Origin of the sequence: Mesorhizobium sp. B2-3-13 (assembly GCF_006442195.1) — a bacterium.
GTDB classification, from domain to species: Bacteria; Pseudomonadota; Alphaproteobacteria; order Rhizobiales; family Rhizobiaceae; genus Mesorhizobium; species Mesorhizobium salmacidum.
Genome location: NZ_VFVQ01000007.1, coordinates 135,224 through 157,757 on the forward strand (window position 1 = coordinate 135,224; position 22,534 = coordinate 157,757).

Here is a 22,534-nt window from a genome sequence, read left to right on the forward strand (position 1 = left end):
CCCCATGCTAGGGTGCGGACCGAATCATCAAGCCGACCTGTTAAGGAGACGGTCATGGGCCGCGTTCTTGTTTGGCTGGTCACCGCACTATCGTTTTTCACCCTGTCATCGCCACCGGCGCTGTCGGAGCCGAAATACGCGATTGCGATGCAGGGCGAACCGGCCCTGCCGCCGGACTACACCCATTTCAGCTACGTCAATCCCGACGCGCCGAAGGGTGGCAGCATCACTTATTGCGTCGTCGGCAGCTTCGACAATCTAAACCCTTTCATCCTGAAAAGCCTGCGCACGACGGCGCGCGGCATGATGGACACGATTTTCGGCAATCTGGTGTTCGAGCCGCTGATGCAGCGCAGTGCAGACGAGGCTTTTACCCTCTATGGGCTTTTGGCCGACACAGCTGACATGGACCCCGAGCGCAAGAGCATCGAGTTCCATCTCAACCCGAACGCCAAATGGTCGGATGGTCAGCCGGTGACGCCGGAAGACGTGCTGTTCACTTACGATGCCTATACGCAGAAAGGCCGCCCGCCCTATAGCGACCGCATGGCCAGGATCGCCAAGCTCGAAAAGACCGGCGACCATAGCGTGCGCTTCACCTTCAACGACAAGGCCGATCGTGAGTTTCCCCTGATCATCGCGCTGACGCCGATCATACCCAAGCACGCGTTCGACATCGATACTTTCGACAGAACGACGCTGAAGCCGTTGATCGGAAGCGGTCCCTACAGGATCGCGCAGGTGACGCCCGGCCAACGCATCGTCTTCAAGCGCAACCCCGACTACTGGGGCAAGGACATTCCCGCCAAGCGCGGTTTCGACAATTACGACCAGATCACCATCGAGTATTTTCTCAACGCCAACGCCAAGCTCGAAGCCTTCAAGAAGGGACTTTGCGCCATCGATGACGACGGCGATCCGGTGAAACGCGAGCGCGATCTCGACTTTCCCGCCTTTCATAGGGGTGACGTGGTTTCTGAAACCTTCGACACCGGCATTCCGCCCGTCGTGACCGGTTTTCTGTTCAACACGAGGCTACCGAAGTTTTCCAACCCGGTGGTTCGGCGCGCGCTCGGCATGCTTTATGATTTCGAATGGGCCAACAAAAATCTGTTCGGCGGCAAGTACACCCGCACGATGAGCTATTGGCAAAATTCGGAACTTTCCGCGCTCGGCCATCCGGCTGACGACAGGGAAAAGGCGCTTCTGGCGCCCTACCCCGGCCGCGTGCCGGCCGACGTAATGGACGGCACCTGGAAACCGCCGGTGACGGACGGTTCGGGCCAGGACCGCAAGGTGCTGAAGACCGCTTTCGACCTTCTGAAAAGCATCGGCTACCAAGTGAACAACGGCACGATGATCGATCCCGATGGCAAACCTTTTGGCTTCGAGATCCTGACCGCCTCGCAGGACGAAGAGCGTCTGGCCGGCATCTACCAGCGCACATTGGAGAAGATTGGCATCAACGTCAGCATCCGCAGCCTCGACGGCGACCAGATCCAGTCGCGCAAGCAGCGTTTCGATTTCGAAGTCCTGATCGGCTCCAGCGGCTTCAACAATTCGTTGTCCCCTGGCATCGAACAGATCGGGCGCTGGTCGTCCGCCGCGGCCAGGACGGAAGGATCGTTCAATCTCGCCGGCGTCGCCGATCCGGCGATCGATGCGGCCATCGACGCAATGCTGCGAGCCCGTTCGAAGGAGGATTATGTCGCGGCGGTTCGCGTTCTCGACCGGCTGCTGATCTCCGGCAATTACATGGTGCCGATGCAATACAACACGCAGCAGTGGCTTGCTTACTGGAATTATCTGGAACATCCGCGAAAGACGCCCATATTCGGTTACCAGTTGCCGACCTGGTGGCGCAAACCGAACTGAAAATCCGGAGATAGAGATGAACGAAGCGAACACCATAACCGTCGATGTGGTGTCGGACGTCGTCTGCCCGTGGTGCTTCATCGGTCAGAAGCGGCTGGACAAGGCGATCGCCGCGGCCGGAGATGTCGAAGTTCATATACGCTGGCGGCCGTTCCAGCTCGATCCCACCATCCCGCCGCAAGGCAAGGATCGCCGCGACTACATGCTGGCCAAGTTCGGCAGCGAGGAGCGCATTCGCGAAATTCATGCCCGCATCGAGCCGCTTGGCGAGGCCGAGGGCATCTCCTTTGCCTTCGATGCCATAAAGGTGACACCGAACACGCTCGACGCGCATCGGTTGATCCGCTGGGCCGGTGCCGCCGGCGAGGACGTTCAAAACAGGCTGGTGCGCCGCCTGTTCCAGCTGAATTTCGAGGAGGGCGTCAACGTCGGCGACCATATGGTACTGGTCGAAGCTGCCCGCGAGGCCGGCATGGACGCCTCGGTTGTTGAAACGCTCTTGCCGAGCGACGCCGATGTCGAAGCGGTCCGCACGGAAATCGCGACCGCGTCGCGCATGGGCATCACAGGCGTCCCGTGCTTCCTGCTCGAGGGTAAATATGCCGTGATGGGCGCGCAGGACGCGGACACGTTGGCTGATGCGATCCGTCAGGTCGCGGCGGCCAAGGCGCGTGGTGAATTGGAAAAGGCCGACTGAGGCCAGCAGACGTCACTTCGCCGCCATTTTGGCCTTGCTGATGAGAGAATCAGCCATCGTTGGCGCGCTGGTACGGATCAACCCCTTGGTTGATGACGGGACAGGCGAGTTTGGCGACGTCGCTGCGGCAAGGAATCAGACATTGAGGGCGGCGTACTTCGGGAATTCTGGCCAGGCCCAGTAAGAAAATCCCCCGCCCCACACGGCTTTTGAGTCACAAAGCCGTGTACGAAGCTTCCCTAAGGGAAGATCTGCTACGGCCGCGGCCGTGGCGCCTAAATGCCTGAAATCCACGGAAATTTTCTGGTCATCATCCACCGTTTTTATGGCAATTCGATCTTCAATCTGTTGCCTCAGGGCAACGGCCGCGGCGGTTTTCTGGTCGGCCCGGTTTAAAATTAATGGAAAATGATCAATTGGTGTTACCATCCGTAACAAAACAAAAAAGGTTTGGGCGGGATCGTGATTCGGATCGGCAGACGATCGCAAGAGTCAGTACCGGATGGACTACACCGCGGCGCCGCAGGGCAGTCGCATTTGACGCCGGTATCCTCGATGCGCAATTTCTGGGGGCTCATGCGAGCCTACTGGGTCTCGGACCGCTGGAAGGAAGCCTGGACGCTGACTCTGGTGATCGCGCTGCTCACCGCGCTGTCCAGCAAGGCCAGCGTATGGTTCGCCATGGCTTCGGGCGAATTGGTGAATTCAATTGCCTTCCTGCACGACGCCGCCAACACCCGTCCGCTGGAGACAATCCTGACCAACGCCGGCGTGCTGGTGCTGCTCGTCCTGCTCAAGGATGCCGGCTTCACTGGTATTCGCAATCTCGTCTCGGCAACCTTGCACCGCAAATGGCGTGGCTGGCTGAATGACAAATTCAACCAGGCCTTGCTCGACGGCAACCATACCCATTTCCATGCTCAACATGGTTCCGCGGACGGCGGCATCGTTGCGCCCGACAATGTCGACCAGCGCATCCAGGAATCGATCAAGGACATGACCGGCGGTGCGATCGGCCTCGCCATGGGCGTGCTGGGGCTGGCGACTTCGCTCTACTTTATCGGCCAGAACCTGCTGCAGTCGTCAGTGGAGGTCAAAGGTCTGGAGTTCCTTGGCAGCTATGGCAGCGCCGTTCTTGCCCTTCTCGCGGTCGCCACTTACGTGCCCCTCAACACCTGGATCGCGGTCAAGCTCGGCAGCCTGCTCGAACGTCTCAATATTCGCATGCAGAAGGCCGAGGGAAGCTATCGTAGCGAACTGACGACATTCCTGCGCCGCAGCTTCCATGTCGCCGCCTCACATGGCGAGGGCGTGCAGAAAATGATGCACGACCGGCTCTATGTCGACATCGATCGCACCTGGGGACGGCTGAATGTCGTCAACACGAGCTATATGTCGTTCGAGTTGATCTACAATTTCATCGGCGCCCGTATTGTGGCCTATGCTCCTGGCCTGGTGCCGTTCATCCACAGCCGCCTGGACTATAAAGGCTACATCACCGGCTCCGAAATGGTGGGCCAACTCATCAGCCAGTGTTCGTGGTTCATCCATGTCATGCCCGCCATCGCCACGCTTCGCGCCAATAGCCAGCGTGTGACGGAGCTCGCCAACGCGATCGAGAATGTCCAGCACCCACAGGAATTCTACAGCCAGAGCGGCCGTTCCGACTTCCACTACGCCAGCCAAAATCCGGTTTTCGGCCTGACCATCCAGAAGCTGGAGCTGGCGCACCAGGGCGAGGACGCGACGCCATTCCTCAGTTCCGCCAACCTGCGCTTCCGGCGCGGTGAATGGACCTTCCTGAAAGGCGAATCCGGTTGCGGTAAGACCTCGCTGATCAAGGCGATCAACGGCTTGTGGCCCTACGGCCGCGGCACCATCGTCTTCCCCGAGGGCGTGAAGAGTTTTTATGCCGCCCAGGAGGTCAAGCTGCCGCAGGTGTCGCTGAAGCAGCTTGTCTGCCTGCCCGGCTCCGAACGCGATCATGGCGATGCCCAGGTCGCGTCGGCGCTGCACAAGGCTGGCCTTGGCGATTTCATCGAACACATGGCCAATGAAAGTCGCGAGGGCAAAAGCTGGGATCAGGTCCTGTCGGGCGGCCAGAAACAGAAGCTGGTGGTGGCTCGTATCATACTGCAGCAGCCGGGACTGTTGTTCCTCGACGAAGCGACCGGTGCTCTCGACCCTGACGGCAAGATCGCCTTCCACCAGGCCATCAAGGACAACTGCCCCGATGTGACGGTGATCAGTGTCATGCACGAAGCCGTGGCGCCGAGATCGGCTGCCGGCACCGAGTTCTACCACTCGATGGTCCTGATTGCCGACGGTGTCGCCACGAAGAAACCGCTCGCCCCGAGCCTGCCCCTCGAACTCACCACGATCCTGGCCCAGCCAAGGCCGGTCGAGGACAAATGGACGCGGTTCTCGCGCCGGCTGAAGCAGAAATAACGATGACGTCACCGGGACTTGCCGCGTCAAACGGCGGACGGTGATCACAGTCTCGCGATCGGCGCCGCTCGGCACTGTTTTACTTCCTCACTGCGATTGACTCGGCAAGGCGCGCTCCTATGTTGCGCCGGCTTGCAGACAGTCAAAAGCGAACCCGCAAGCGGAAAGGTCACCGCGCCATGCCTGGCGACAGTCACAGTCGAACGCAACCGCCGTCCGCCTCGACGTGACCTGAATGGTTCATGTCCTGCCGGACGGCAAGGAGTGAACCATGAACGATTTTTCCCCCGTAGCGGACGACGAGGCCGTCGCCATCGCCCGCATCCTTGCCAATGACCACGTCGCCGACGTCGTCGAGGCGCTCAATCATGAATCGCGCGAAACCGCGACGGAGCTGCTTTGCGCCGTACCCTTCGAACGGCTGGTCGAGATTTTCGATCAGCCGGAGCTTGAGGGCGCGCCCGAACTGGCGGAGGCCCTGCCCCGTCCCAAGGCGAGCAAGCTGCTCACCGCCATGTCCGTCGACCGCGCGGCCGACATTCTGCGCGAGCTCGAAGAGCCGGCACGCTCCGAACTGCTCGGCGCATTGGCGCCGCCGCTGCGCGCGACCCTGCTTTCCATTCTGGGCTATCCCGAAGGCAGCGCCGCCTCGATCATGACGACGGAGTTCGTCAGCGTTCCCTCCGACTGGACCGTCGGGCGCACGCTCGATTACATCCGCAAGGTCGAGCGGACGCGCGAGACCGTCTATGCAATCTACATCGTCGATCCGCAAACACACCTCCTGGTGCGGTCGACCGGCTTGCGTCGGCTCATCACCGGTGAGCCGGACGACTCGATCCTGTCGGTGGCGCCCGATCGCATGCCGGTGACGGTCAGCCCGCTGACCGATCGCGAAAACCTGGCGCAGACGATCTCCAAATACGATCTGCTCGCCGTTCCGGTGGTGGACCACGGCAAGATCCTCGGCATCGTCACCATCGACGACATCATCGACACGATGATCGAGGAGACCACGGAGGACGTACATCGCTTCGGCGGCATGGAGGCTCTGGACGAGCCGTATATGAAGATGAGCTTCCTCGCCATGATCAAGAAGCGTGGCGGCTGGCTCTGCGCGCTGTTCATCAGCGAGATGCTGACGGCCAATGCGATGCAAAGCTATGAGGGCGAGCTGGAGAAAGCGATCGTGCTGACGCTGTTCATTCCGCTGATCATGAGCTCGGGCGGCAATTCCGGCTCGCAGGCGACATCGCTGGTCATCCGTGCGCTGGCGCTGCGCGAGATCGGCCTTCGCGACTGGTGGCGGGTGGCGTTGCGCGAATTGCCCACCGGTCTCGTGCTCGGCGCCATGCTCGGCGTGGTCGGCGTCTGCCGCATCGCGCTCTGGCAATATATGGGCTTCTACGACTATGGCCCGCACTGGCCGCTGATCGCCACGACTGTCGGCGCCGCACTGGTCGGCATCGTCACCTTCGGTTCGCTGTCGGGGTCGATGCTGCCTTTCGCCCTGAAACGGGTCGGTTTCGACCCCGCCAGCGCATCCGCGCCGTTTGTCGCCACGCTGGTCGATGTCACCGGACTGGTAATCTATTTCTCGGTGGCGCTGGTCATCCTGCGCGGCACGTTGCTGTAGCGGTTTGACCGCCGCCGCCGGCCAAGGCTGGCGGCGGCGCGATAGCCGAGGCGTCAGATGCGCTCGCCGTCCTTCACGCGGTAGGTCGGCTTGTACATGGTGACGAGCTCTTCTGCCGCGGTCGGATGAACGGCCATTGTGCGGTCGAAATCATCCTTGGTCAGCCCCGCCTTCAGGGGGATGCCGAGCAGCTGTGCCATTTCGCCGGCGTCCGGCCCTAGTATGTGGGCGCCGAGAACCTTGCGCGAAGCGCCGTCGACGACCAGCTTGATCAGCATCTTTTCGTCACGGCCCGACAACGTGTGCCGCATCGGGCGGAAGCTGGCGCGGTAGATCTCGATGTCGGCGAAGCGTTTGACGGCTTCGTCCTCCGATAGGCCGACCGTGCCGATTTCCGGCTGCGAGAAGACGGCGGTCGCGATTGTATCGTGGTCGGGCGCCGTCGGATTGTCCTTGAACGCCGTCTCGACGAAGCACATCGCTTCGTGGATCGCCACCGGCGTCAGCTGCACGCGGTTGGTGACATCGCCGATTGCCCAGATATTGTCGATGTTGGTGCGGGAATAATCATCGACTTTGATCGCACCGGTCGCGGTGGCCATCTCGATGCCTATACCTTCCAGTCCCATATTCTCGCTGTTGGGAATGCGGCCGATGGCCAGCATCACCTGGTCGACCGTCAGCACCTGCCCGCTGATGAGCTGCGCGTCGAGCCGCCCGTCCGGCCGCTTGCTGACCGATTCGGAGACGGAATGGCAAAGGATTTTGATCCCCTTCTTTTCCATCGTCTCATGCAGCGTGCGCCGCAGGTCCATGTCGAAGCGGCCAAGGATTTCCTTGCCGCGATAGACCAGCGTGGTGTCGACGCCGAGCCCGTGAAAGATGTTGGCGAACTCGACCGCGATATAGCCGCCGCCCTCGATCATGATCGCCTTCGGCAGTTCCTTGAGGTCGAAAGCCTCATTGGAAAAGATGCAGTGTTCGTGGCCGGGCAGTGCCGGATGCGCCGCCGGACGGCCGCCGGTGGCGATCAGGATCTGATCGGCGGTGACGGTGCGGTCCTCGCTCAGGAGATGGATCACGTGCGGGTCGACGATCATCGCCCGCGAATGAAAGGTCTCGCCGCCCGAACCCTCGACGTTTTTCTTGTAGATCGACTCCAGGCGGCTGATCTCGCGGTCCTTGTTGGCGACCAGCATCTGCCAGTCGAAACTGGCTTCCGGCACCGTCCAGCCGTAGCCGGCGGCGTCGGCGAAATGCTCGGGAAATTGCGAGGCATAGACATAGAGCTTTTTCGGCACGCAGCCCCTGATGACGCAGGTGCCGCCAAAACGGTATTCTTCGGCGATGCCGACGCGCTTGCCGAGCGCTGCCGCGACCCGTGCCGCCCTCACCCCGCCGGAGCCTCCGCCGATGACGAAGAGGTCGTAATCATAACCGGCCATGAAGCGGCTCCTTGAACGCCAAAATGTGAGTGACAGGTAGGCCGCAAACCACCAAAAGAAAAGCCCGGACAGGCCGGGCTTTACAGATGGCCGCAAAGGCCGCGCTTGAAATGCGGATCAGTTCTGCGTGTCGTCGGCAGGAGCCGAACCGTCGGCGGGTGCGGCGCCATCCGCCGGGGCCGCATTGTCGGCCGGAGCGGCGCCATCGGCGGGCGCAGGCGCAGCCGGCGCCTTCGCTTTTGCCGCCGCCGCCAGCGTTTCGCCGACCTGCTGGGCAAGATCGCGAGCTACGCCGTTCTGCCAGATGTCGGCGGCCTTGACGAGGTCGCGTGTCACGGTCGGGCCGCTGTCGAGCAGCTTCTTGCCGGACTCGGAGCTGTAGAAGGCCGCGATGTCGGTGAGTTCCTTTTCGGAAAACACTTTCGCATAGGCAAGAGCCGCTTCCTTCTCGAGATCCGCGCGGCGCGAGGCCATCGCCAGTGCCTTCTCGTTGATCGTCTTGCCGATCAGCTCCTGCATGTCAGGGTTCTTCTGGATGAGCTGCGATTCGAGCGCCGCGGCGGCCTGCGGCAGGATGTTGTCGAACGGGTCGGTCGCGTGGATCGCGGCAACCGCGGCGCGTGCGGCCTTCAGATGCGATTCCGTGACATCCTGCGCGAAGACAGGCGAGGAGAACGCGAAGACGGCCGAAGCCGCCACAAGGACGGAAAGACGGCGAACCCGGTTATGCAACATCATGATCGGTAGAACTCCCTGGTTTTCGGGCGGCATGGACAGTTTGGATACCGTCGCCGCCGGCGATTATGGCCGCTGACGCCAGCCCGATGAAAAGACCGTGCTCGACCACGCCAGGAATGGCGTGGAGAGCATTCGAAAGCGCTCTTGTATCCGGAATGCGGCCAAAAGATGCATCGAGGATAAAATGGCCGCCGTCTGTAACAAAAGGCTGGCCTCCCGTCATCCTCAATGTCACCGGACCGGAAAGGCCGAGATTTTCAGCCGCCATGGCCACGGCGATCTCGGTCGCGCGCAGGCCGAACCGGTTGACTTCGACGGGAAGAGGAAACCGGCCGAGCGTCTCGACCATCTTCGAACGGTCGGCGATGACGATCATGCGCTGCGAGGCCGCGGCCACGATCTTCTCACGCAGCAGCGCACCGCCGCCGCCCTTGATCAATGTCAGCTCTGGGTCGACTTCGTCGGCGCCGTCAACGGTGAGATCGAGTTCGGGCGTTTCCTCCAGCGTCGACAGCGGCACGCCGAGTTCGCGGCACAGCGCAGCGGTGCGTTCCGAGGTTGGCACCCCTGTTATGGTCATGCCGGAGGCAACTTTGTCGGCGAGCAGCCGCACGAACTCGTCGGCAGTGGTGCCGGTACCGATGCCGAGCCGCATGCCGTCGGTGACATGGGCAAGCGCGGCCCGCGCGGCCTCGACCTTCAATTGCCTCGCATCCATGCCGTTTGCTGCCCCGAAACCTAATGCATGGCGCCCAAAAGTGACCTCGGTTTTGGGAAACGACATGCATGAAACAAAGACCCAAAGCGCGCCGCAGGGAGTCCGTTTCGACGCAACGCGCTTTAGCGTTTCGGGCTCCTAGCACTTTTGCCGGCCGGGTCAAAGCCTTTGGCGGCGGCCTCACCAGTCTGCTTGCCTTAAAGCGTCGCAGCCGCTATCGCGTGCCGATGCACAAACCTGCGCAGGATGGATCATGAGTCGCCCGATCATCGTGTTCGACCTCGATGGAACGCTGATTGACACGGCGCCGGACCTGCTCGACAGCCTCAACCACAGCCTGGCGGCCAGCCAACTGGCGGCCGTCGACGAAGCCGGCTTCAGACGCTTCGTCGGCCATGGCGGCCGGGTGATGATCGAACGGGCGCATGCCGCGCAGCAACGATCTCTCAAGGTTGAGGAGCACGACCGGCTGCTGAAACTATTCCTCGATCACTACACTGACAATATTCCTGGCAAATCCCGCCCCTACCCCGGCGTGATCGAGGCGATTGCCCGCTTTGAGAAGGCCGGCTATCTGCTGGCCATCTGCACGAACAAATACGAAGCCAACTCGCTGGCGCTGATCGAAGCGCTTGGCTTTACCAGGCATTTCGCGGCAATTGCCGGGCAGGACACGTTCGCGTTCCGCAAGCCCGATCCGCGTCACCTGATCGAAACCATCAAACGGGCCGGCGGCGATCCGCACCGCGCCTTGATGGTGGGCGATTCGCAAACAGATATCGACACAGCCAAGGCCGCCGGCATTCCTGTCGTCGCCGTCGACTTCGGCTACACCGACCGTCATGTGCGCGAGTTCGAGCCCTCGGCGGTGATATCGCATTTTGATGCCTTGACGCTCGATCTGGCGCAAGGGCTGATCGGCGCCGCCGCACACTGAGCGCCGGCGATGAAAATGTCTCCGGAACGGCCCTGGCGGGACCGCAAATCCGATCTGTGTGAGAACACCAGACACTGCCTTGACTTAACGGGCCGGCCTCCCTTATATCGCGGCTCGCTTGGCCTTCGGGCAACGAGCGGGCGATTAGCTCAGCGGGAGAGCACACCCTTCACACGGGTGGGGTCGCAGGTTCAATCCCTGCATCGCCCACCATCTATTTGCTGGCATCACATCGGCAGCTACAGTCCGCCCCTTCAGCGTTCTGCCTTTTTGCGCAGGCATTGAAACGTCGGGATGCAGGCACGACGACGTGACGCCAACGTTGTATGGCCATGAGTATTGAAGCGGCCATCGTGGTTTTTGGCATAGGACGCTTGTCTTGCCGCAACTGCAAATCCTTGGATCGGATGACCCGGCATGCCCACATGCGGAACAAACCTGCATGGCAGCGAGTTTCCCTCCGTCGAAACTTGAGGGAAAACCATGTCCAGATTTCTGCTTGCGACCTCCGTCGCCGTTCTTCTCGCCGCCGGGCCTGCCTTTGCCGCGGATGAAACTCCGCTGCCGCCACCCAATGCCAAGAAGCTGTCGGAGATCATCGCCAAGGTCGAGCAGCGTGACGGGTTTCGCTACGTGAAAGAGGTCGACTGGGACAAGGACGGCTACACCGTCACCTACTACACCTCGGACAAGGCAAAGGTCGAAATCGACTTCGATCCTGTGACGGCCGAACCAAAATAGGATTCGTAGGGATATCCTCGTCGCGAATGCGCTGCCTACGAGCATTCTCAACGACGAAACGGGAGCCCAAATTGTCCATCCTTGGGGTATGTTATGCGCCGGCGCGGGCCGCGCCTTGGGCAAACCTGTTGGTTTGGGGGCCGTGATGCGATGTTTCGTTAGAACTTATTTGCTGTCTGTGCTCGCCATCGTCCCAGCCGGCAGTTTCCTTGCCGTTTCTCCGGCGCGGGCCGATGGGCCGTCCTTCGACTGCGCCAAGGCAAGCCTGCCGGCGGAAAAGGCGATCTGCGCCGATCCGCAACTGTCGGCGATCGATCTACTGGTTTCGAAGGCGTACAAGGGTTTCGAGCCGGCGTTCGGCGGCGACAAGCGCAAGATTGCCCGCGGGCTGATCGCCGACCGCAATGCCTGCAAGAGCGATACGGCCTGTGTCGTCAGCGCGCTCAACAACGCCTTGCAGACCTATGGGAATGCGCCATCCTGGGTGCAGGACTACAACGTCGCGCTGATTGGCAAGAAGGCGCTCGAAGCCGCCGGGCGAAACCTCGGGCGTAACGATCAGCCCTTGCCCTTAGCAATCGGCCAATGCGCATCGACGCACATCAAGACGCTTACCACGCGCCTCGGCGACGATCCGCTGGAGACGGCCAGTCCCGACGCGGGCAGCGCGGCCACGTTCACCAATGGTGGCGGGACTGTCTCCTATGATCGCGAGCCTGGATTGGCCGCCTCGAAAGTTGGAGAACCGGTCATCATGTGCTTGATCGCGATTCCCAGGGACTGCCCCAAGGACGACGACCGTGGCCGGGTCTATTATTCCGTCGACCTCGTCGCGAAAGGCTCCTGGGCTCTGCCGGATTCGCAGCATATGTGCGGCGGCGCCTGAGTGGCTGGTCCGCCTGCGTCAGGCTTCGACGCTGGCCAGGTCTTCCGTCTCCCCTTGCGTCAATTCGCCATTGATGGCTGACTGTAGGATGAACGGGCTTCACGGGGGTGGGCATGTCGACTGCGAAGCACTTGATGAAGCGCGTCCTGATGATGCTGGCCGGTTATCTTGTCGCCATACTGGTTGGGCTGATCGCCGTAGTGGCGATTTATGCGGCGCTGAGTTCCCTGCCCAACGCGCCCGCCTATTTCGACCTCATGGGCGTCTCACCGATCGCTGCCTTGGTGGTGCCGCCGCTCGGCATGTTCATCTATTTCCTGACGGTTGTGCTGACCGCGCCACAGACGCTGATTTTCGCGCTGATCGCCGAGTTTTTCTCCCTGCGCAGCGCGCTGCTGCACATGCTCTTCGGCGCCGCCGCAGCGGCCGGCGGCTTCTTCCTGATCTGGCCGAGCGCGGCGGAGGACGTCGATCCGGAGCGCTGGGTCGATATAGGCATCATCGCCGTCGCCGGTCTTGTGGCCGGGCTGGTCTATTGGCTGATCGCCGGGCGCGACGCCGGCTTCCGGCGCCCGCTGTCAGAGAGTTAGCGATTAGCTCGAGGGTGAGCGCGCCACCTCGGTCGCATCCAGGGCCTGCTTTAGCCGGGAATCGCGGTCATAGACGTCGCTGAAATACTCGACCTTGCCGGACATGTCTGGCCAGGCGGTGAAATAGGCGACATAGACCGGGATTTTGCGCGTTACATCCTCGGTCGAGTGTCCGTGCTTCAGCTTCTCCGCGATATAATCGACCGAGGTGCCGAGCACCGCCGCCGCCATGCCGCGCGGATCTTGCAGGCGTACACAGCCATGGCTGAGCGCGCGCATATCCTGCTTGAAGAACGATTTCTGCGGCGTGTCATGCATGTAGATCGCATGCTTATTGGGGAACAGGATCTTCAGTTCGCCCAACGCATTGGCCTCGCTCGGCTGCTGGCGCACATTGTAGGGAATGTTGGCGCCATAAGCGCCCCAGTTCACTGCCGACGAAGGAATGCGCTTGCCGCGTGAATCCGTCACCTCGTAGCCGGCACGGTCGAGATAGCCGGGGTCGCCGCGCAACCTCGGCAGCATTTCGTTGACGATTATCGACTGCGGCACGCCCCAGTAGGGGTGGAAATCGACCTGCTTGATCTGATCGTAGAAGAAGGCCGTCTGGTTGGTAACCCGACCGACGACGGCACGCGTCTTCAGCTTTTCCTGGCCGTCGTCAATGTAACTTGCGGTGAAGGCGGGCTGGTTGATGAAAACGCGCGGACTGCCGAGATCGGAAGGCAGCCAGCGCAGTTCTTCCAGCGCCACCTCGACCTTCAGCAGCCTGTCGGCCTTCGACGTCCCAGCCAGTGTGGCGACGGTACGCGGTCCGATGACGCCGTCACCCTTCATGCCCTCCTTCTGCTGCACCGCCTTGATGAGCGGGACCAGTTCGGGAACATAGACTTCGCTGGTCGCCAAACGCGACAGGACCTCGCCATAGCTGCCGCCCATCTCGTCGTCGAGATTACGCGCGATCAGCGACAGGAGCTTTGGCAGTTCGGGGCTGGTTTCGCCTGGCTTCAGCAGCAGCTTGGGATCGACGACGATCTCGTTCTCGGCACTCGCCTGCAGCGATTCCAGTTCGACGCGCAGCGCCTGATACTCCGCATTCTGCGGATGGCGCGATTCCAGATATGTGCGAACTTCCTGTGTATGCGCTAGTGTCTTCAGCACGCCTATCATATCGAGCGGCTTGGCCGGGAAATCGTAGTAGCCGGTCATACGATTGGGCTCGACACGGCCGCTCTGGGCGTCATGGGCGTAACGCAGGACGCGTGCCGACAGCGCCATCTCGAAACGGACGAGTTCCTTTAGCTTGGCTGCGTCGTCTGTCGAGGTCGAACTGGTGGCCGGCACGTCGACGGTGTAGTCGGCAGGCGTGAGGCCGTAGCTGGCAGCCTCGCCGAGCACCCGCACGGCATCTTGCGCACGGTTGTTGGGGCTGGTTCCGCTCACCCAGATGAAATCCGGGTTGGCCGAGTAATAGGCGATCAGCGCCTTGGCGATGTCGGGCTCTGCGTAGAGTTCATAGTCGCTGAGGCCGGCAATGGCATCGTGGAAGGCAGCACCGGTGGCCGAAGGAACGAAAGCGGCATCCTGCGGTGTCGCCGGCTGCGGCGCGGTCGCTAGCGTCGAGAAGTCGACACGCACCAGCCTGTCGGCCTTGTAAGTGTAGTATGACGGACCGCTGATCCTCACGCTACCGTCGCCGCTGCCGGCCGGCGCCTTCGGCTTGTGCTTTGGCGGAGGAGGCGGAAATTCGCCCTTCGGCTCATGCCTGATCCCGCCGCCGAACAGCATGTCGAAAAGCCCTTGGGCCCCTGCCTGAGGCATGCCGAAGGCCAGCGTCGCCGTAATCGCCACCAGCGGCATCACGGTTGCTTTTTTACCGAGGAATTTCATGGATCACCCGCTCCGGTCGCAACCGGTTCCCGTTCCGCACGATAAACCGTCCCGCTCACCGCATGGCGCGGATGTAAGGCGCGACTATACCGATTCATACCGATTTCGTTAAGCTTTCATAAATTTCGGCAGGGCTGTTGCAGAACGGTTTCACAACATCGTGGCGGCCGGCGCGACCGAACCGTCGCCCCGGCCACGGGAAGCCTCGCGCCTCAAGCGTTTGCGCCGCCGTCGATGGTCAGCGCGGCTCCGGTGACGAAACGGCCCTCCGGTCCGGCGAGCCAGGCAACCATGCCGGCGATATCCTCCGCCTTGCCGAATCGCGGGGTCGCCATCTTCTGGCGCTGATGGTCGGCATGCGGGCCGTCGGCCGGGTTCATGTCGGTATCCGTCGAGCCGGGATGGACGACATTGGCGGTGATGCCGCGTGCCCCGAGGTCGCGGGCCAATGCCTTGGTCAGGCCGACCAGCGCCGCCTTGCTGGCCGAGTAGGCTCCCAGGCTGGTGTCGGTGACCCGCTCGGCCAGATTGCTGCCGATCGAGATGATCCTGCCGCCCTCGCCCATGTGTCTTGCCGCCGCTTTCGAGGCGATGAACGGCGCCCTCAGATTGACCGACATGGTTTCGTCGAATTCGGCAAGCGACAGCGTATCGATCGGCGCTGCGCGCCAGATGCCGGCACTGTTGACCAGGATGTCGAGCCGGCCGAAGGCGGTCACCGCATCGGCAACCGCTTGGTCTATGGCGTCGGCATCACGGTTGTCGGCCTTGATCGCGATGGCGCGACCGCCCTTGGTCTCTATCTCGGCGACGACGGACCGAGCCAGTTCCTCTCCATGCACGTAGGTCAGCGCGACATCGGCCCCGTCTGCCGCGAGCCTTCGCGCGATTGCCGCGCCGATACCGCGGCTGCCTCCGGTGACGAGTGCCGCCTTGCCGTTCAAACTTCCTGATGACATCGATTTCTCCATTTATGTAGCGATTGATACATAAATATCTGCCAACCTTGCCCAGTCGCGTCAACTCATTTATGTATCGATCAACACAGAAAGGGCGTCATGTCGGAAAGAGGCCGTCCCCGCACGTTCGACCGAACCGCGGCCCTGCGGCGCGCGATGGATGTGTTTTGGGCCAAGGGCTATGAAGGCGCGTCGATCAGCGATCTCGCCGCCGCGATGGGCATCAATTCGCCGAGCCTCTATGCCGCCTACGGTAGCAAGGAGGCCCTGTTCCTCGAGGCGACCGATCTCTATTCCCGCGTGGAGGGCGCCGACATCTGGTTCGCGCTGGAAGAGGCGCCAACGGCGCGCCTTGCGATCAAGCGGTTTCTGCGCCGCACTGCAAAGGCCTATTCCCAGACGGGTCGCCCGCAGGGCTGCCTGATTGCCCTGGGTGCGCTGCATGAAGACTCGAGCCGAGGCGCGATCTGCACGGATTTGCGGCGCCGCCGCGCCGAGAATCTTGCCGCCTTGAAGAAGCGTCTCGAGCGCGGCGTGGCCGAGGGTGAACTGCCCGCCGGCTTCGATTGCCGTGCCGCGGCGACCTTTTTCGCAACGGTCCAGAACGGCATGTCGATCCAGGCGCGCGACGGCGCTTCCCGGGCTGCCCTGCTGGCGACGGTGGCCGGGGCAATGGCTGCCTGGAAGACCATGGCCGGCACCGTCGAGGCGTGACAAACATCGTTCATTGTGCTCGAAATCCGCCTTGCCAGCAAACCTGCGGCCGGGAGGGACGACAGTGAAAAAAGGGTATCGCGAACTGCTGGATGAGGCCAACGCCGAGATCGAAGTGGTCTCGCCCGAGGAAGCGGCAGGACTGCTTGAAGACGAAGACACCATTTTCGTCGATCTGCGCGATCCTCGAGAGATCGAGCGTGACGGCAGAATTCCCGGCGCCAAGCATGTCACCCGTGGCATGCTGGAATTCTGGATCGATCCCGAAAGTCCCTACCACAAGCCGTTCTTTGCTTCCGGAAAAAGCTTCGTCTTCTTCTGCGCCGGCGGCTGGCGTTCGGCGCTGGCCACCAAGACCGCACAGGACATGGGGCTTTCGCCGGTCAAGCACATTCTCGGCGGCTACACGGCCTGGAAAGCGGCCGGGTTGCCCGTAGAGCCTGGGGAAAAGAAGAAAATAGCCTGAATGCCGCTCAGTGGAGCAGAGACGACCCGCGCTGCGTGGTCACGAAGCCGACGGCGCGTTCAACCACACCCTTGTCGGCCAGAATGCGGCGATGGCCAAGCCCGTCGGCCCAGTGCAGCCGCACATGGTCACCGGCGGCGGCATAGCGTCGTGCGTGTTCAGCCGGTACCTCCCGGTCGTCAGGCGCGTGGATGACCAGCGTCGGCACGAACGCCTGGGCAAGCTGGCGGTCACCGGTGAATTCATGCAGCGGCCGGCCGGAGAGATATTCGACGCGGTCAGCCATCGCGACTTGCGAGCGCGGGCCGACATTGAGCATGCGGCTGAAGTCGTCGAAAATTGCCGGCAGTGAGCTTGGCGCCGCGATCAGCACAAGACGTGCGGCCGCCAGTGGTAGGATGTCCTTGACGGAGCCGGCGATGGCATTGGCGGCAACAGCGCCTCCGAAGGAATGGCCGACGGCGGCCACGAATGGCCCGAACCATTCGCCGGCCACTCTTGCGGCTTCGACGGCGTTGACCATGTTGAGGTGCCTGCCCTGCGAATGGCCATGACCGGGAAGATCGAGCGAGACGACCTTGTAGCCGGCAGCGCGAAACCCTTCGATCAGCACGCGCATATATTCGGTACGCGAGCGCCAGCCATGGATGACGAGAACGGTGCCGGCAGGCTCGCGGCCCTGCTCGGGGCGGAATTCATGCACCATGACGCAGCCAGTCGCGGTCTTCAGCCGGTGATGCCGCGCCTCGGCCATGAACTCCGCGGCGCGGTCGATAGCGCGGCGCTCGCCGTCGGTCAGCGTCCTGGTGCTTGGCGTACGGCAGAACAATTCGAAAGCCGCGCGTCCGGTGATGCGCGGCGCGACATGTTCGGCCGCACCAAACACACCTCGGATGACCTTCAGCCCGAATGATGCCATAGTCAGAATCCATCCATACGTTCAAGCATGAACATAATAGTTCAAAGATGAACAATAAACAAGAGCTACCCTGGGACAACCCGCGTTTTCGCAACTGGGTCGCGGTGGCGCGCGCCTGCCATGTGCTGGAGCGCACACTGGCGGTGAAACTCGCGCCACTCGATCTGAAGCCGGCGCAGCTCGACGTGCTGATGAACCTCTACCGCCATCCCGGCATGTCGCAGCACGACCTTGCCCGCAAGCTGCTCGTGGGCCGCTCCAACATCACAATGTTGTTGCCGCAGCTCGAGACACGTGGCCTGCTGCGGCGCGAAGGCGACGAGAAGGACAAGCGCGTTTTGCGGCTTACGCTGACCGAAGCCGGCGAGGCGCTGCTGATGCAGGCGCTGAAAGTGCACATGGCGCTGATCGAGAAGGCGATGAGCCAGTCGACGCCGGAGCAATGCGACATGATCGGCGACCAGATGCGCAAGATCTATGACGTGCTGAACGAGGCGTGACCGCCCTTTCAGTAGATCACCACATCGATTTTTTCGCTCGTTCCGGCCATTCCCTGTCGTAGGTTTCGCCGTCGATATTCTTGCGGCTGGTGATTTCCAGGATCTTTCCGGGTGTCGGCAGCGACTTCGGGTCGACATGTCTCTCCGGATTCCACAGCTCCGACCGCACGATCGCCCGGGCGCACTGGAAATAAACCGAATCGACATCGATCACAGCGACCGAACGCGCCGGCTTGCCGTCGACCATGAACGACGCGCACAGCGCTGCATCCGTGGTGATATGCGCCCGGCCGTTGATGCGCAGCGTCGTGCCGGAGCCCGGCACCAGGAACAGCAGGCCGACGCGCGGGTCGCGGATGATGTTCTTTAGCGAATCGGCACGGTTGTTGCCGCGCCGGTCCGGCATCATCAGCTTTTTCGCATCGACGATGCGGACGAAGCCCGCGAGATCGCCGCGCGGCGAACAGTCCAGCCCCTCCGGACCGCTGGTCGCGAGCGCGACGAAGGGCGAGGCTTCGATAAAGGCGGCGTATTCGGGAATGACATGGTCGAGTTCCTTGACCACGGAGGCTTCGCCGGGCAATCCGTAGAGCGCTTCGAGTTGTTCGACTGTGATAATCACCGACATTTTTCCGTCTCCCGATCTGCCGCCCCTACTCCCGGCACATGACGTTTTGACGACGCAACGGCGGCTAACGATCGCGGCTCAAGCCCTTCTCGGCAAGCTCCGCGAGATAGGCGTTCCATCGTGCGTCCTTCTCGTGGCCGAGCGTGTGCAGGTAATTCCAGGTGAAGATGCCGGTGTCATGGAAATCGTCGAAGGTGATACGCACGGCGTAATTGCCCACCGGTTCGATCTTTAGGATGGCCACATCGCGTTTGCCGGGAACCGTCACTCTCTGTTCCGGCGAATGGCCCTGCACTTCCGCGGAAGGCGATGCCACGCGCAGCAACTCCGCCGGCAACTCGAACGGCTGATGGCCGGGAAACGTCACGGTGAGCAGCTTGCGGTCCCTGGAGACCCTCAGTTCTTTTGGCGCTGTCATGGTCGATCCTGCCTGAATGCCCTTCCCTACGCTGCTTCGCCCCGTACGCAAAGGCGTCAACGGTGTCCGACACGCAATGTCGGTCGCGGAATGTTACCAAGGATCGAGGCAAGCTATCTTGAATGGCGGGCTGGATCGTATCACATAGCTATATATAACGATGCCGATAACGGCCACGGAAACGTTCGAACATGAACATGATCGACCCCTTCGGTCGCACGATCAGCTATCTCAGAGTGTCGGTCACCGACCGTTGCGATTTCCGCTGCACCTATTGCATGGCGGAGGACATGGCCTTCTTGCCCAAGAAGGACCTGCTGTCGCTGGAAGAACTTGACCGGCTCTGCTCCGTCTTCATCGAAAAGGGTGTCAGACGGTTACGCCTCACCGGCGGTGAGCCGCTGGTGCGCAAGAACATCATGCATCTGGTGCGCCAGCTTTCGCGGCACCTCGAAAGCGGCGCACTGGAAGAACTGACGTTGACCACCAACGGCTCGCAGCTTTCGCGCTTCGCCGCCGAACTCGCCGATTGTGGTGTCAAGCGCATCAACGTTTCGCTCGATACGCTCGATGCCGACAAATTCCACGCCATCACACGCTGGGGTCATCTCGACAAGGTCATGGCTGGCATCGACGCGGCTCAGGCGGCGGGACTCAAAGTCAAGCTCAACGCGGTGGCGTTGAAGGATTTCAACGACGCCGAGCTGCCCGAGATGATGCGCTGGGCGCATGGCCGGGGCATGGACCTGACCGTCATCGAAACCATGCCTATGGGTGAGATCGATGCCGACCGCACCGACCAGTATTTGCCGCTGTCGCTGCTGCGCGCTTCGCTCGAGCGCCAGTTCACGCTGACCGACATCCGGTTCAAGACCGGTGGCCCGGCACGCTATGTCCATGTCAGCGAGACCGGCGGGAAACTCGGCTTCATCACGCCGATGACGCATAATTTCTGCGAAAGCTGCAATCGGGTCAGGCTGACCTGCACGGGCACGCTTTACATGTGCCTTGGCCAGGAGGATGCGGCCGATTTGCGCGCGCCGCTGCGCGCGTCCGAAGGCAACGAACTAGTCGCCGACGCTATAGACGAAGCAATCGGCCGCAAGCCGAAAGGCCATGACTTCATCATCGACCGCCGCACCAGCCGTCCGTCGGTGTCACGGCATATGAGTGTCACGGGCGGCTGACCTTCTCGTCTTTTTATGCGAGAATTGCCCTGCAATCTCGGCTTCGGGGCAGACATGCGGTGGCTCTTTTCGATCGTGACATCTCTCGCCGCGGGCTCGGCGAGCACTGCGTTTGCCGCGCAATCCACCTACGTGAACGAGCGCTTCGGCACCGTCTGCACTTTTCCCGACGATGTCTTTACCGATCGCCAGCCCGAACCTGAGAATGGCGACGGGCAGGTGTGGCTGAGTGCGGACAGCGCCAGCCTGACATGCTCCGGCATATTCAATGTCGATGACGACACGCCGAAGGGATTCATTGCCGGCGAAAGAGCGAGCAACGAGCCGGGCTACGAGGTCACCTACAGCAAGGCCGGCAAGGACTGGGCGGTGCTGTCGGGCGTGAAGGATGGAAAGATCTTTTACGAGCGGCGGCTGTTTGGCAGGGATGGCGTCATCCGCACGGTCTGGATCGATTACCCACCGGCGCTGAAATCGAAATATGACCCGATGGTCGGCGTCATCGCCGGCAGCCTAAAGGGTCCATAGCCATAGCTGGTCACGAGCATTTTAGCCACACCGCAAGCAAATCTTTGTCCGCAAATGCCGGTCCGATTTACTGGTGACGGTTTCCCGCCTAGCCTCCGTTCCCTAGCGGCTCATCGCTTTCTCGGGGGATAACATTATGCGCCAACTTCTTCTTTCTTTCGCCTTGCTCGGCTTGGCCACCCTGCCCGCGGCTGCCCAGTCGATCGGCGGCACTTACACCGTCGCCGGCACCAATTTCGACGGTTCGTCCTATGACGGCGAGGCCACCATCACGCTGACCAGCGGGACCACCTGCGCGATCCATTGGGAGACGGGCGGCTCATCCTCCGATGGCATCTGCATGCGCAACGACAACGCATTCTCCGCCGGCTACGCAATGGGCAAGGATATCGGCCTTGTCGTCTACAAGGTTGAGGATGACGGGTCGCTGCATGGCCTGTGGACCATCGCCGGCAAGGAGGGGAATGGCACCGAGGTGCTGACGCCGAAGAAATAGGGATCGCCTCGGCTGTACAGGTGTCGGGAGGCAAAGCCGCCTTCCGACAGAATTCGTGCCTGATCCAGGATGATTTCACGCCGGCGACGATGGGTGTCCGGTCCTGGCCCAGCCCTTTGCTGTTGCTGTTTCGTTGCGGGCTGTTACAGGCTTGCATGCCAAAGCAACCGGTAGATGTCTTGCCCCTTTCCCCAAATCTTCGCGGCGCGTTGTTCATGGTGGTGGCGATGGTTGGCTTCACGCTCAACGACGCCATTACAAAATACTCTTCCCAGTCGATGAACATGGCGCAGGTCATGCTGATCAGAGGGGCGTTCGCCTCGCTCTTCGTCGGCCTGCTGGCCTGGCAACGCGGAGCGCTTGTCCAGCCTCGCCTGATGCTGCAGCCGCTGGTGGCGATCCGTGTGCTGAGTGAAGCGGGCGCCACTGTGTCCTTCCTGGTCGCCCTCGCCCATTTGCCGATCGGCAGCGTTTCGGCCGTCTTGCAAGCACTGCCGCTGGCGGTGACGATGGGCGCGGCGCTGTTTTTCGGCGAAGCGGTCGGCTGGCGGCGCTGGTTGGCGATCGCTATCGGTTTTGCCGGGGTAATGATCATCGTGCGGCCGGGTTTCGAAGGCTTCAGCGTCTATTCGCTGGTGGCGCTGGCCAGCGTCGCGTGCTGCACGGTGCGGGACCTCGCCACCAAGCGCATCCCCCAGGCCATCCCGACGATGCTGGTATCAACCGCCACCGCGCTTGCCATGACCGTCGTCGGCGCGTTTCTGTTGACGCCGCTGGGCGGCTGGACACCGATGACAGGCAAAAGCACGGCGCTGCTGGCGCTGGCGGCAGTGCTGGTGCTGATCGGCTATCAATTCATCATCATGGCGATGCGTTCGGGCGAGATCTCCTTCATCGCGCCGTTCCGCTATACCGCGCTCCTCTGGTCGATACTGCTTGGCCTGATCATCTTCGGTGACATACCGGACATGCCGATGATCGCCGGCGCGGCAATAGTCGTCGGCTCGGGCCTCTATGCGCTTTATCGCGAGCGCATCGTCGGCCGCCGAAGGATCGTCGCCGAAAGCACCGGCCCGGCCATGGCGCCGGAAGGACTCTAGCACTCCCTTGAAGCCGCT

The 22,534-nt window shown here is 61.8% G+C and carries 24 protein-coding genes and 1 tRNA gene; 16 read left to right on the forward strand and 9 right to left on the reverse strand.

Annotated elements, in window-relative coordinates; all coding sequences use genetic code 11:
• The first annotated feature begins 54 nt into the window (after nt 1-54).
• On the forward strand, nt 55-1,875 hold the full coding sequence (locus FJ941_RS10810; protein ID WP_140505349.1) for an extracellular solute-binding protein: 1,821 nt from the start codon (nt 55-57) through the stop codon (nt 1,873-1,875).
• Between the two features lie 16 nt (nt 1,876-1,891).
• Nucleotides 1,892-2,572: a DsbA family protein gene (locus FJ941_RS10815; RefSeq protein WP_140505351.1), complete on the forward strand. Its 681-nt coding sequence runs from the start codon at nt 1,892-1,894 to the stop codon at nt 2,570-2,572.
• 135 nt (nt 2,573-2,707) lie between these two features.
• Here FJ941_RS10815 and FJ941_RS10820 read toward each other — a convergent pair whose 3' ends face one another.
• The gene (locus tag FJ941_RS10820; RefSeq protein WP_140505353.1) at nt 2,708-3,061 is read right to left on the reverse strand and encodes a hypothetical protein; all 354 of its coding nucleotides are present in this window, start codon (nt 3,059-3,061) and stop codon (nt 2,708-2,710) included.
• A gap of 66 nt (nt 3,062-3,127) precedes the next feature.
• Here FJ941_RS10820 and FJ941_RS10825 point away from each other — a divergent pair, with 66 nt between their 5' ends.
• Both FJ941_RS10825 and mgtE read left to right on the forward strand, forming a co-directional pair.
• Nucleotides 3,128-5,020 (forward strand): ABC transporter ATP-binding protein/permease, encoded by a 1,893-nt coding sequence (locus FJ941_RS10825; RefSeq protein WP_027142692.1) that lies wholly within the window; start codon nt 3,128-3,130, stop codon nt 5,018-5,020.
• Nucleotides 5,021-5,291: 271 nt separating this feature from the next.
• Nucleotides 5,292-6,656 carry a magnesium transporter gene (mgtE, locus tag FJ941_RS10830; RefSeq protein WP_140505357.1) on the forward strand — a complete coding sequence of 455 codons (1,365 nt, stop codon included), beginning with the start codon at nt 5,292-5,294 and terminating at the stop codon, nt 6,654-6,656.
• Nucleotides 6,657-6,709: 53 nt separating this feature from the next.
• On the opposite strand, the gene gor is transcribed toward mgtE, so the two are convergent.
• The 3 genes from gor to rpiA form a co-directional block, all read right to left on the reverse strand.
• Nucleotides 6,710-8,101, reverse strand: coding sequence for a glutathione-disulfide reductase (gene gor, locus FJ941_RS10835; RefSeq protein WP_140505359.1), 1,392 nt, complete (start codon nt 8,099-8,101; stop codon nt 6,710-6,712).
• A gap of 117 nt (nt 8,102-8,218) precedes the next feature.
• Entirely contained in the window at nt 8,219-8,839 is a 621-nt protein-coding gene (locus FJ941_RS10840) for a DUF2059 domain-containing protein (protein ID WP_140505361.1), read from the reverse strand.
• On the reverse strand, nt 8,826-9,557 hold the full coding sequence (rpiA, locus tag FJ941_RS10845; RefSeq protein ID WP_140505363.1) for a ribose-5-phosphate isomerase RpiA: 732 nt from the start codon (nt 9,555-9,557) through the stop codon (nt 8,826-8,828). Before rpiA ends, FJ941_RS10840 begins: the two co-directional genes overlap by 14 nt.
• Nucleotides 9,558-9,810: 253 nt before the next feature.
• On the opposite strand from rpiA, the gene FJ941_RS10850 reads away from it, so the two are divergent.
• The 5 genes from FJ941_RS10850 to FJ941_RS10870 all read left to right on the forward strand — a co-directional run bounded on the left by FJ941_RS10850 (nt 9,811) and on the right by FJ941_RS10870 (nt 12,711).
• Complete coding sequence (locus FJ941_RS10850; protein ID WP_140505365.1) at nt 9,811-10,494, forward strand: phosphoglycolate phosphatase; 684 nt, start codon at nt 9,811-9,813, stop codon at nt 10,492-10,494.
• 138 nt (nt 10,495-10,632) lie between these two features.
• Nucleotides 10,633-10,707: transfer RNA gene (locus FJ941_RS10855), tRNA-Val, on the forward strand.
• A gap of 270 nt (nt 10,708-10,977) precedes the next feature.
• Nucleotides 10,978-11,235 carry a PepSY domain-containing protein gene (locus tag FJ941_RS10860; RefSeq protein ID WP_027142686.1) on the forward strand — a complete coding sequence of 86 codons (258 nt, stop codon included), beginning with the start codon at nt 10,978-10,980 and terminating at the stop codon, nt 11,233-11,235.
• Nucleotides 11,236-11,380: 145 nt separating this feature from the next.
• The gene (locus FJ941_RS10865; RefSeq protein ID WP_140505367.1) at nt 11,381-12,121 is read left to right on the forward strand and encodes a lysozyme inhibitor LprI family protein; all 741 of its coding nucleotides are present in this window, start codon (nt 11,381-11,383) and stop codon (nt 12,119-12,121) included.
• 113 nt (nt 12,122-12,234) lie between these two features.
• The gene (locus FJ941_RS10870) at nt 12,235-12,711 is read left to right on the forward strand and encodes a hypothetical protein (protein ID WP_140505369.1); all 477 of its coding nucleotides are present in this window, start codon (nt 12,235-12,237) and stop codon (nt 12,709-12,711) included.
• Nucleotides 12,712-12,714: 3 nt separating this feature from the next.
• Here FJ941_RS10870 and FJ941_RS10875 read toward each other — a convergent pair whose 3' ends face one another.
• Both FJ941_RS10875 and FJ941_RS10880 read right to left on the reverse strand, forming a co-directional pair.
• Nucleotides 12,715-14,601, reverse strand: coding sequence for a murein L,D-transpeptidase (locus FJ941_RS10875; protein ID WP_140505371.1), 1,887 nt, complete (start codon nt 14,599-14,601; stop codon nt 12,715-12,717).
• Between the two features lie 212 nt (nt 14,602-14,813).
• Nucleotides 14,814-15,560, reverse strand: coding sequence for a 3-oxoacyl-ACP reductase family protein (locus FJ941_RS10880; protein ID WP_140505373.1), 747 nt, complete (start codon nt 15,558-15,560; stop codon nt 14,814-14,816).
• A gap of 99 nt (nt 15,561-15,659) precedes the next feature.
• On the opposite strand from FJ941_RS10880, the gene FJ941_RS10885 reads away from it, so the two are divergent.
• Nucleotides 15,660-16,274, forward strand: coding sequence for a TetR/AcrR family transcriptional regulator (locus FJ941_RS10885; protein WP_140505375.1), 615 nt, complete (start codon nt 15,660-15,662; stop codon nt 16,272-16,274).
• 64 nt (nt 16,275-16,338) lie between these two features.
• Nucleotides 16,339-16,740: a rhodanese-like domain-containing protein gene (locus tag FJ941_RS10890; protein WP_140505377.1), complete on the forward strand. Its 402-nt coding sequence runs from the start codon at nt 16,339-16,341 to the stop codon at nt 16,738-16,740.
• Between the two features lie 7 nt (nt 16,741-16,747).
• Here FJ941_RS10890 and FJ941_RS10895 read toward each other — a convergent pair whose 3' ends face one another.
• Nucleotides 16,748-17,659, reverse strand: a complete 912-nt coding sequence (locus FJ941_RS10895) for an alpha/beta fold hydrolase (protein ID WP_140505379.1) — start codon at nt 17,657-17,659, stop codon at nt 16,748-16,750.
• Nucleotides 17,660-17,706: 47 nt separating this feature from the next.
• Here FJ941_RS10895 and FJ941_RS10900 point away from each other — a divergent pair, with 47 nt between their 5' ends.
• Nucleotides 17,707-18,159 (forward strand): MarR family transcriptional regulator, encoded by a 453-nt coding sequence (locus FJ941_RS10900; protein WP_027142678.1) that lies wholly within the window; start codon nt 17,707-17,709, stop codon nt 18,157-18,159.
• Between the two features lie 16 nt (nt 18,160-18,175).
• Here the strand turns inward: FJ941_RS10900 and FJ941_RS10905 are convergent, their stop codons facing one another.
• Together FJ941_RS10905 and FJ941_RS10910 are read right to left on the reverse strand one after the other, a co-directional pair.
• Entirely contained in the window at nt 18,176-18,787 is a 612-nt protein-coding gene (locus tag FJ941_RS10905; RefSeq protein ID WP_140505381.1) for a pyridoxamine 5'-phosphate oxidase family protein, read from the reverse strand.
• A 64-nt stretch (nt 18,788-18,851) separates the two neighbouring features.
• Complete coding sequence (locus FJ941_RS10910; protein WP_027142676.1) at nt 18,852-19,205, reverse strand: DUF971 domain-containing protein; 354 nt, start codon at nt 19,203-19,205, stop codon at nt 18,852-18,854.
• A 191-nt stretch (nt 19,206-19,396) separates the two neighbouring features.
• On the opposite strand from FJ941_RS10910, the gene moaA reads away from it, so the two are divergent.
• The 4 genes from moaA to FJ941_RS10930 all read left to right on the forward strand — a co-directional run bounded on the left by moaA (nt 19,397) and on the right by FJ941_RS10930 (nt 22,516).
• Nucleotides 19,397-20,392: a GTP 3',8-cyclase MoaA gene (moaA, locus tag FJ941_RS10915; protein ID WP_140505383.1), complete on the forward strand. Its 996-nt coding sequence runs from the start codon at nt 19,397-19,399 to the stop codon at nt 20,390-20,392.
• A gap of 54 nt (nt 20,393-20,446) precedes the next feature.
• Entirely contained in the window at nt 20,447-20,920 is a 474-nt protein-coding gene (locus FJ941_RS10920; RefSeq protein ID WP_140505385.1) for a hypothetical protein, read from the forward strand.
• A 136-nt stretch (nt 20,921-21,056) separates the two neighbouring features.
• Nucleotides 21,057-21,416, forward strand: a complete 360-nt coding sequence (locus tag FJ941_RS10925) for a hypothetical protein (RefSeq protein WP_140505387.1) — start codon at nt 21,057-21,059, stop codon at nt 21,414-21,416.
• A 179-nt stretch (nt 21,417-21,595) separates the two neighbouring features.
• On the forward strand, nt 21,596-22,516 hold the full coding sequence (locus FJ941_RS10930; protein WP_140505389.1) for a DMT family transporter: 921 nt from the start codon (nt 21,596-21,598) through the stop codon (nt 22,514-22,516).
• Nucleotides 22,517-22,534 lie beyond the last annotated feature (18 nt).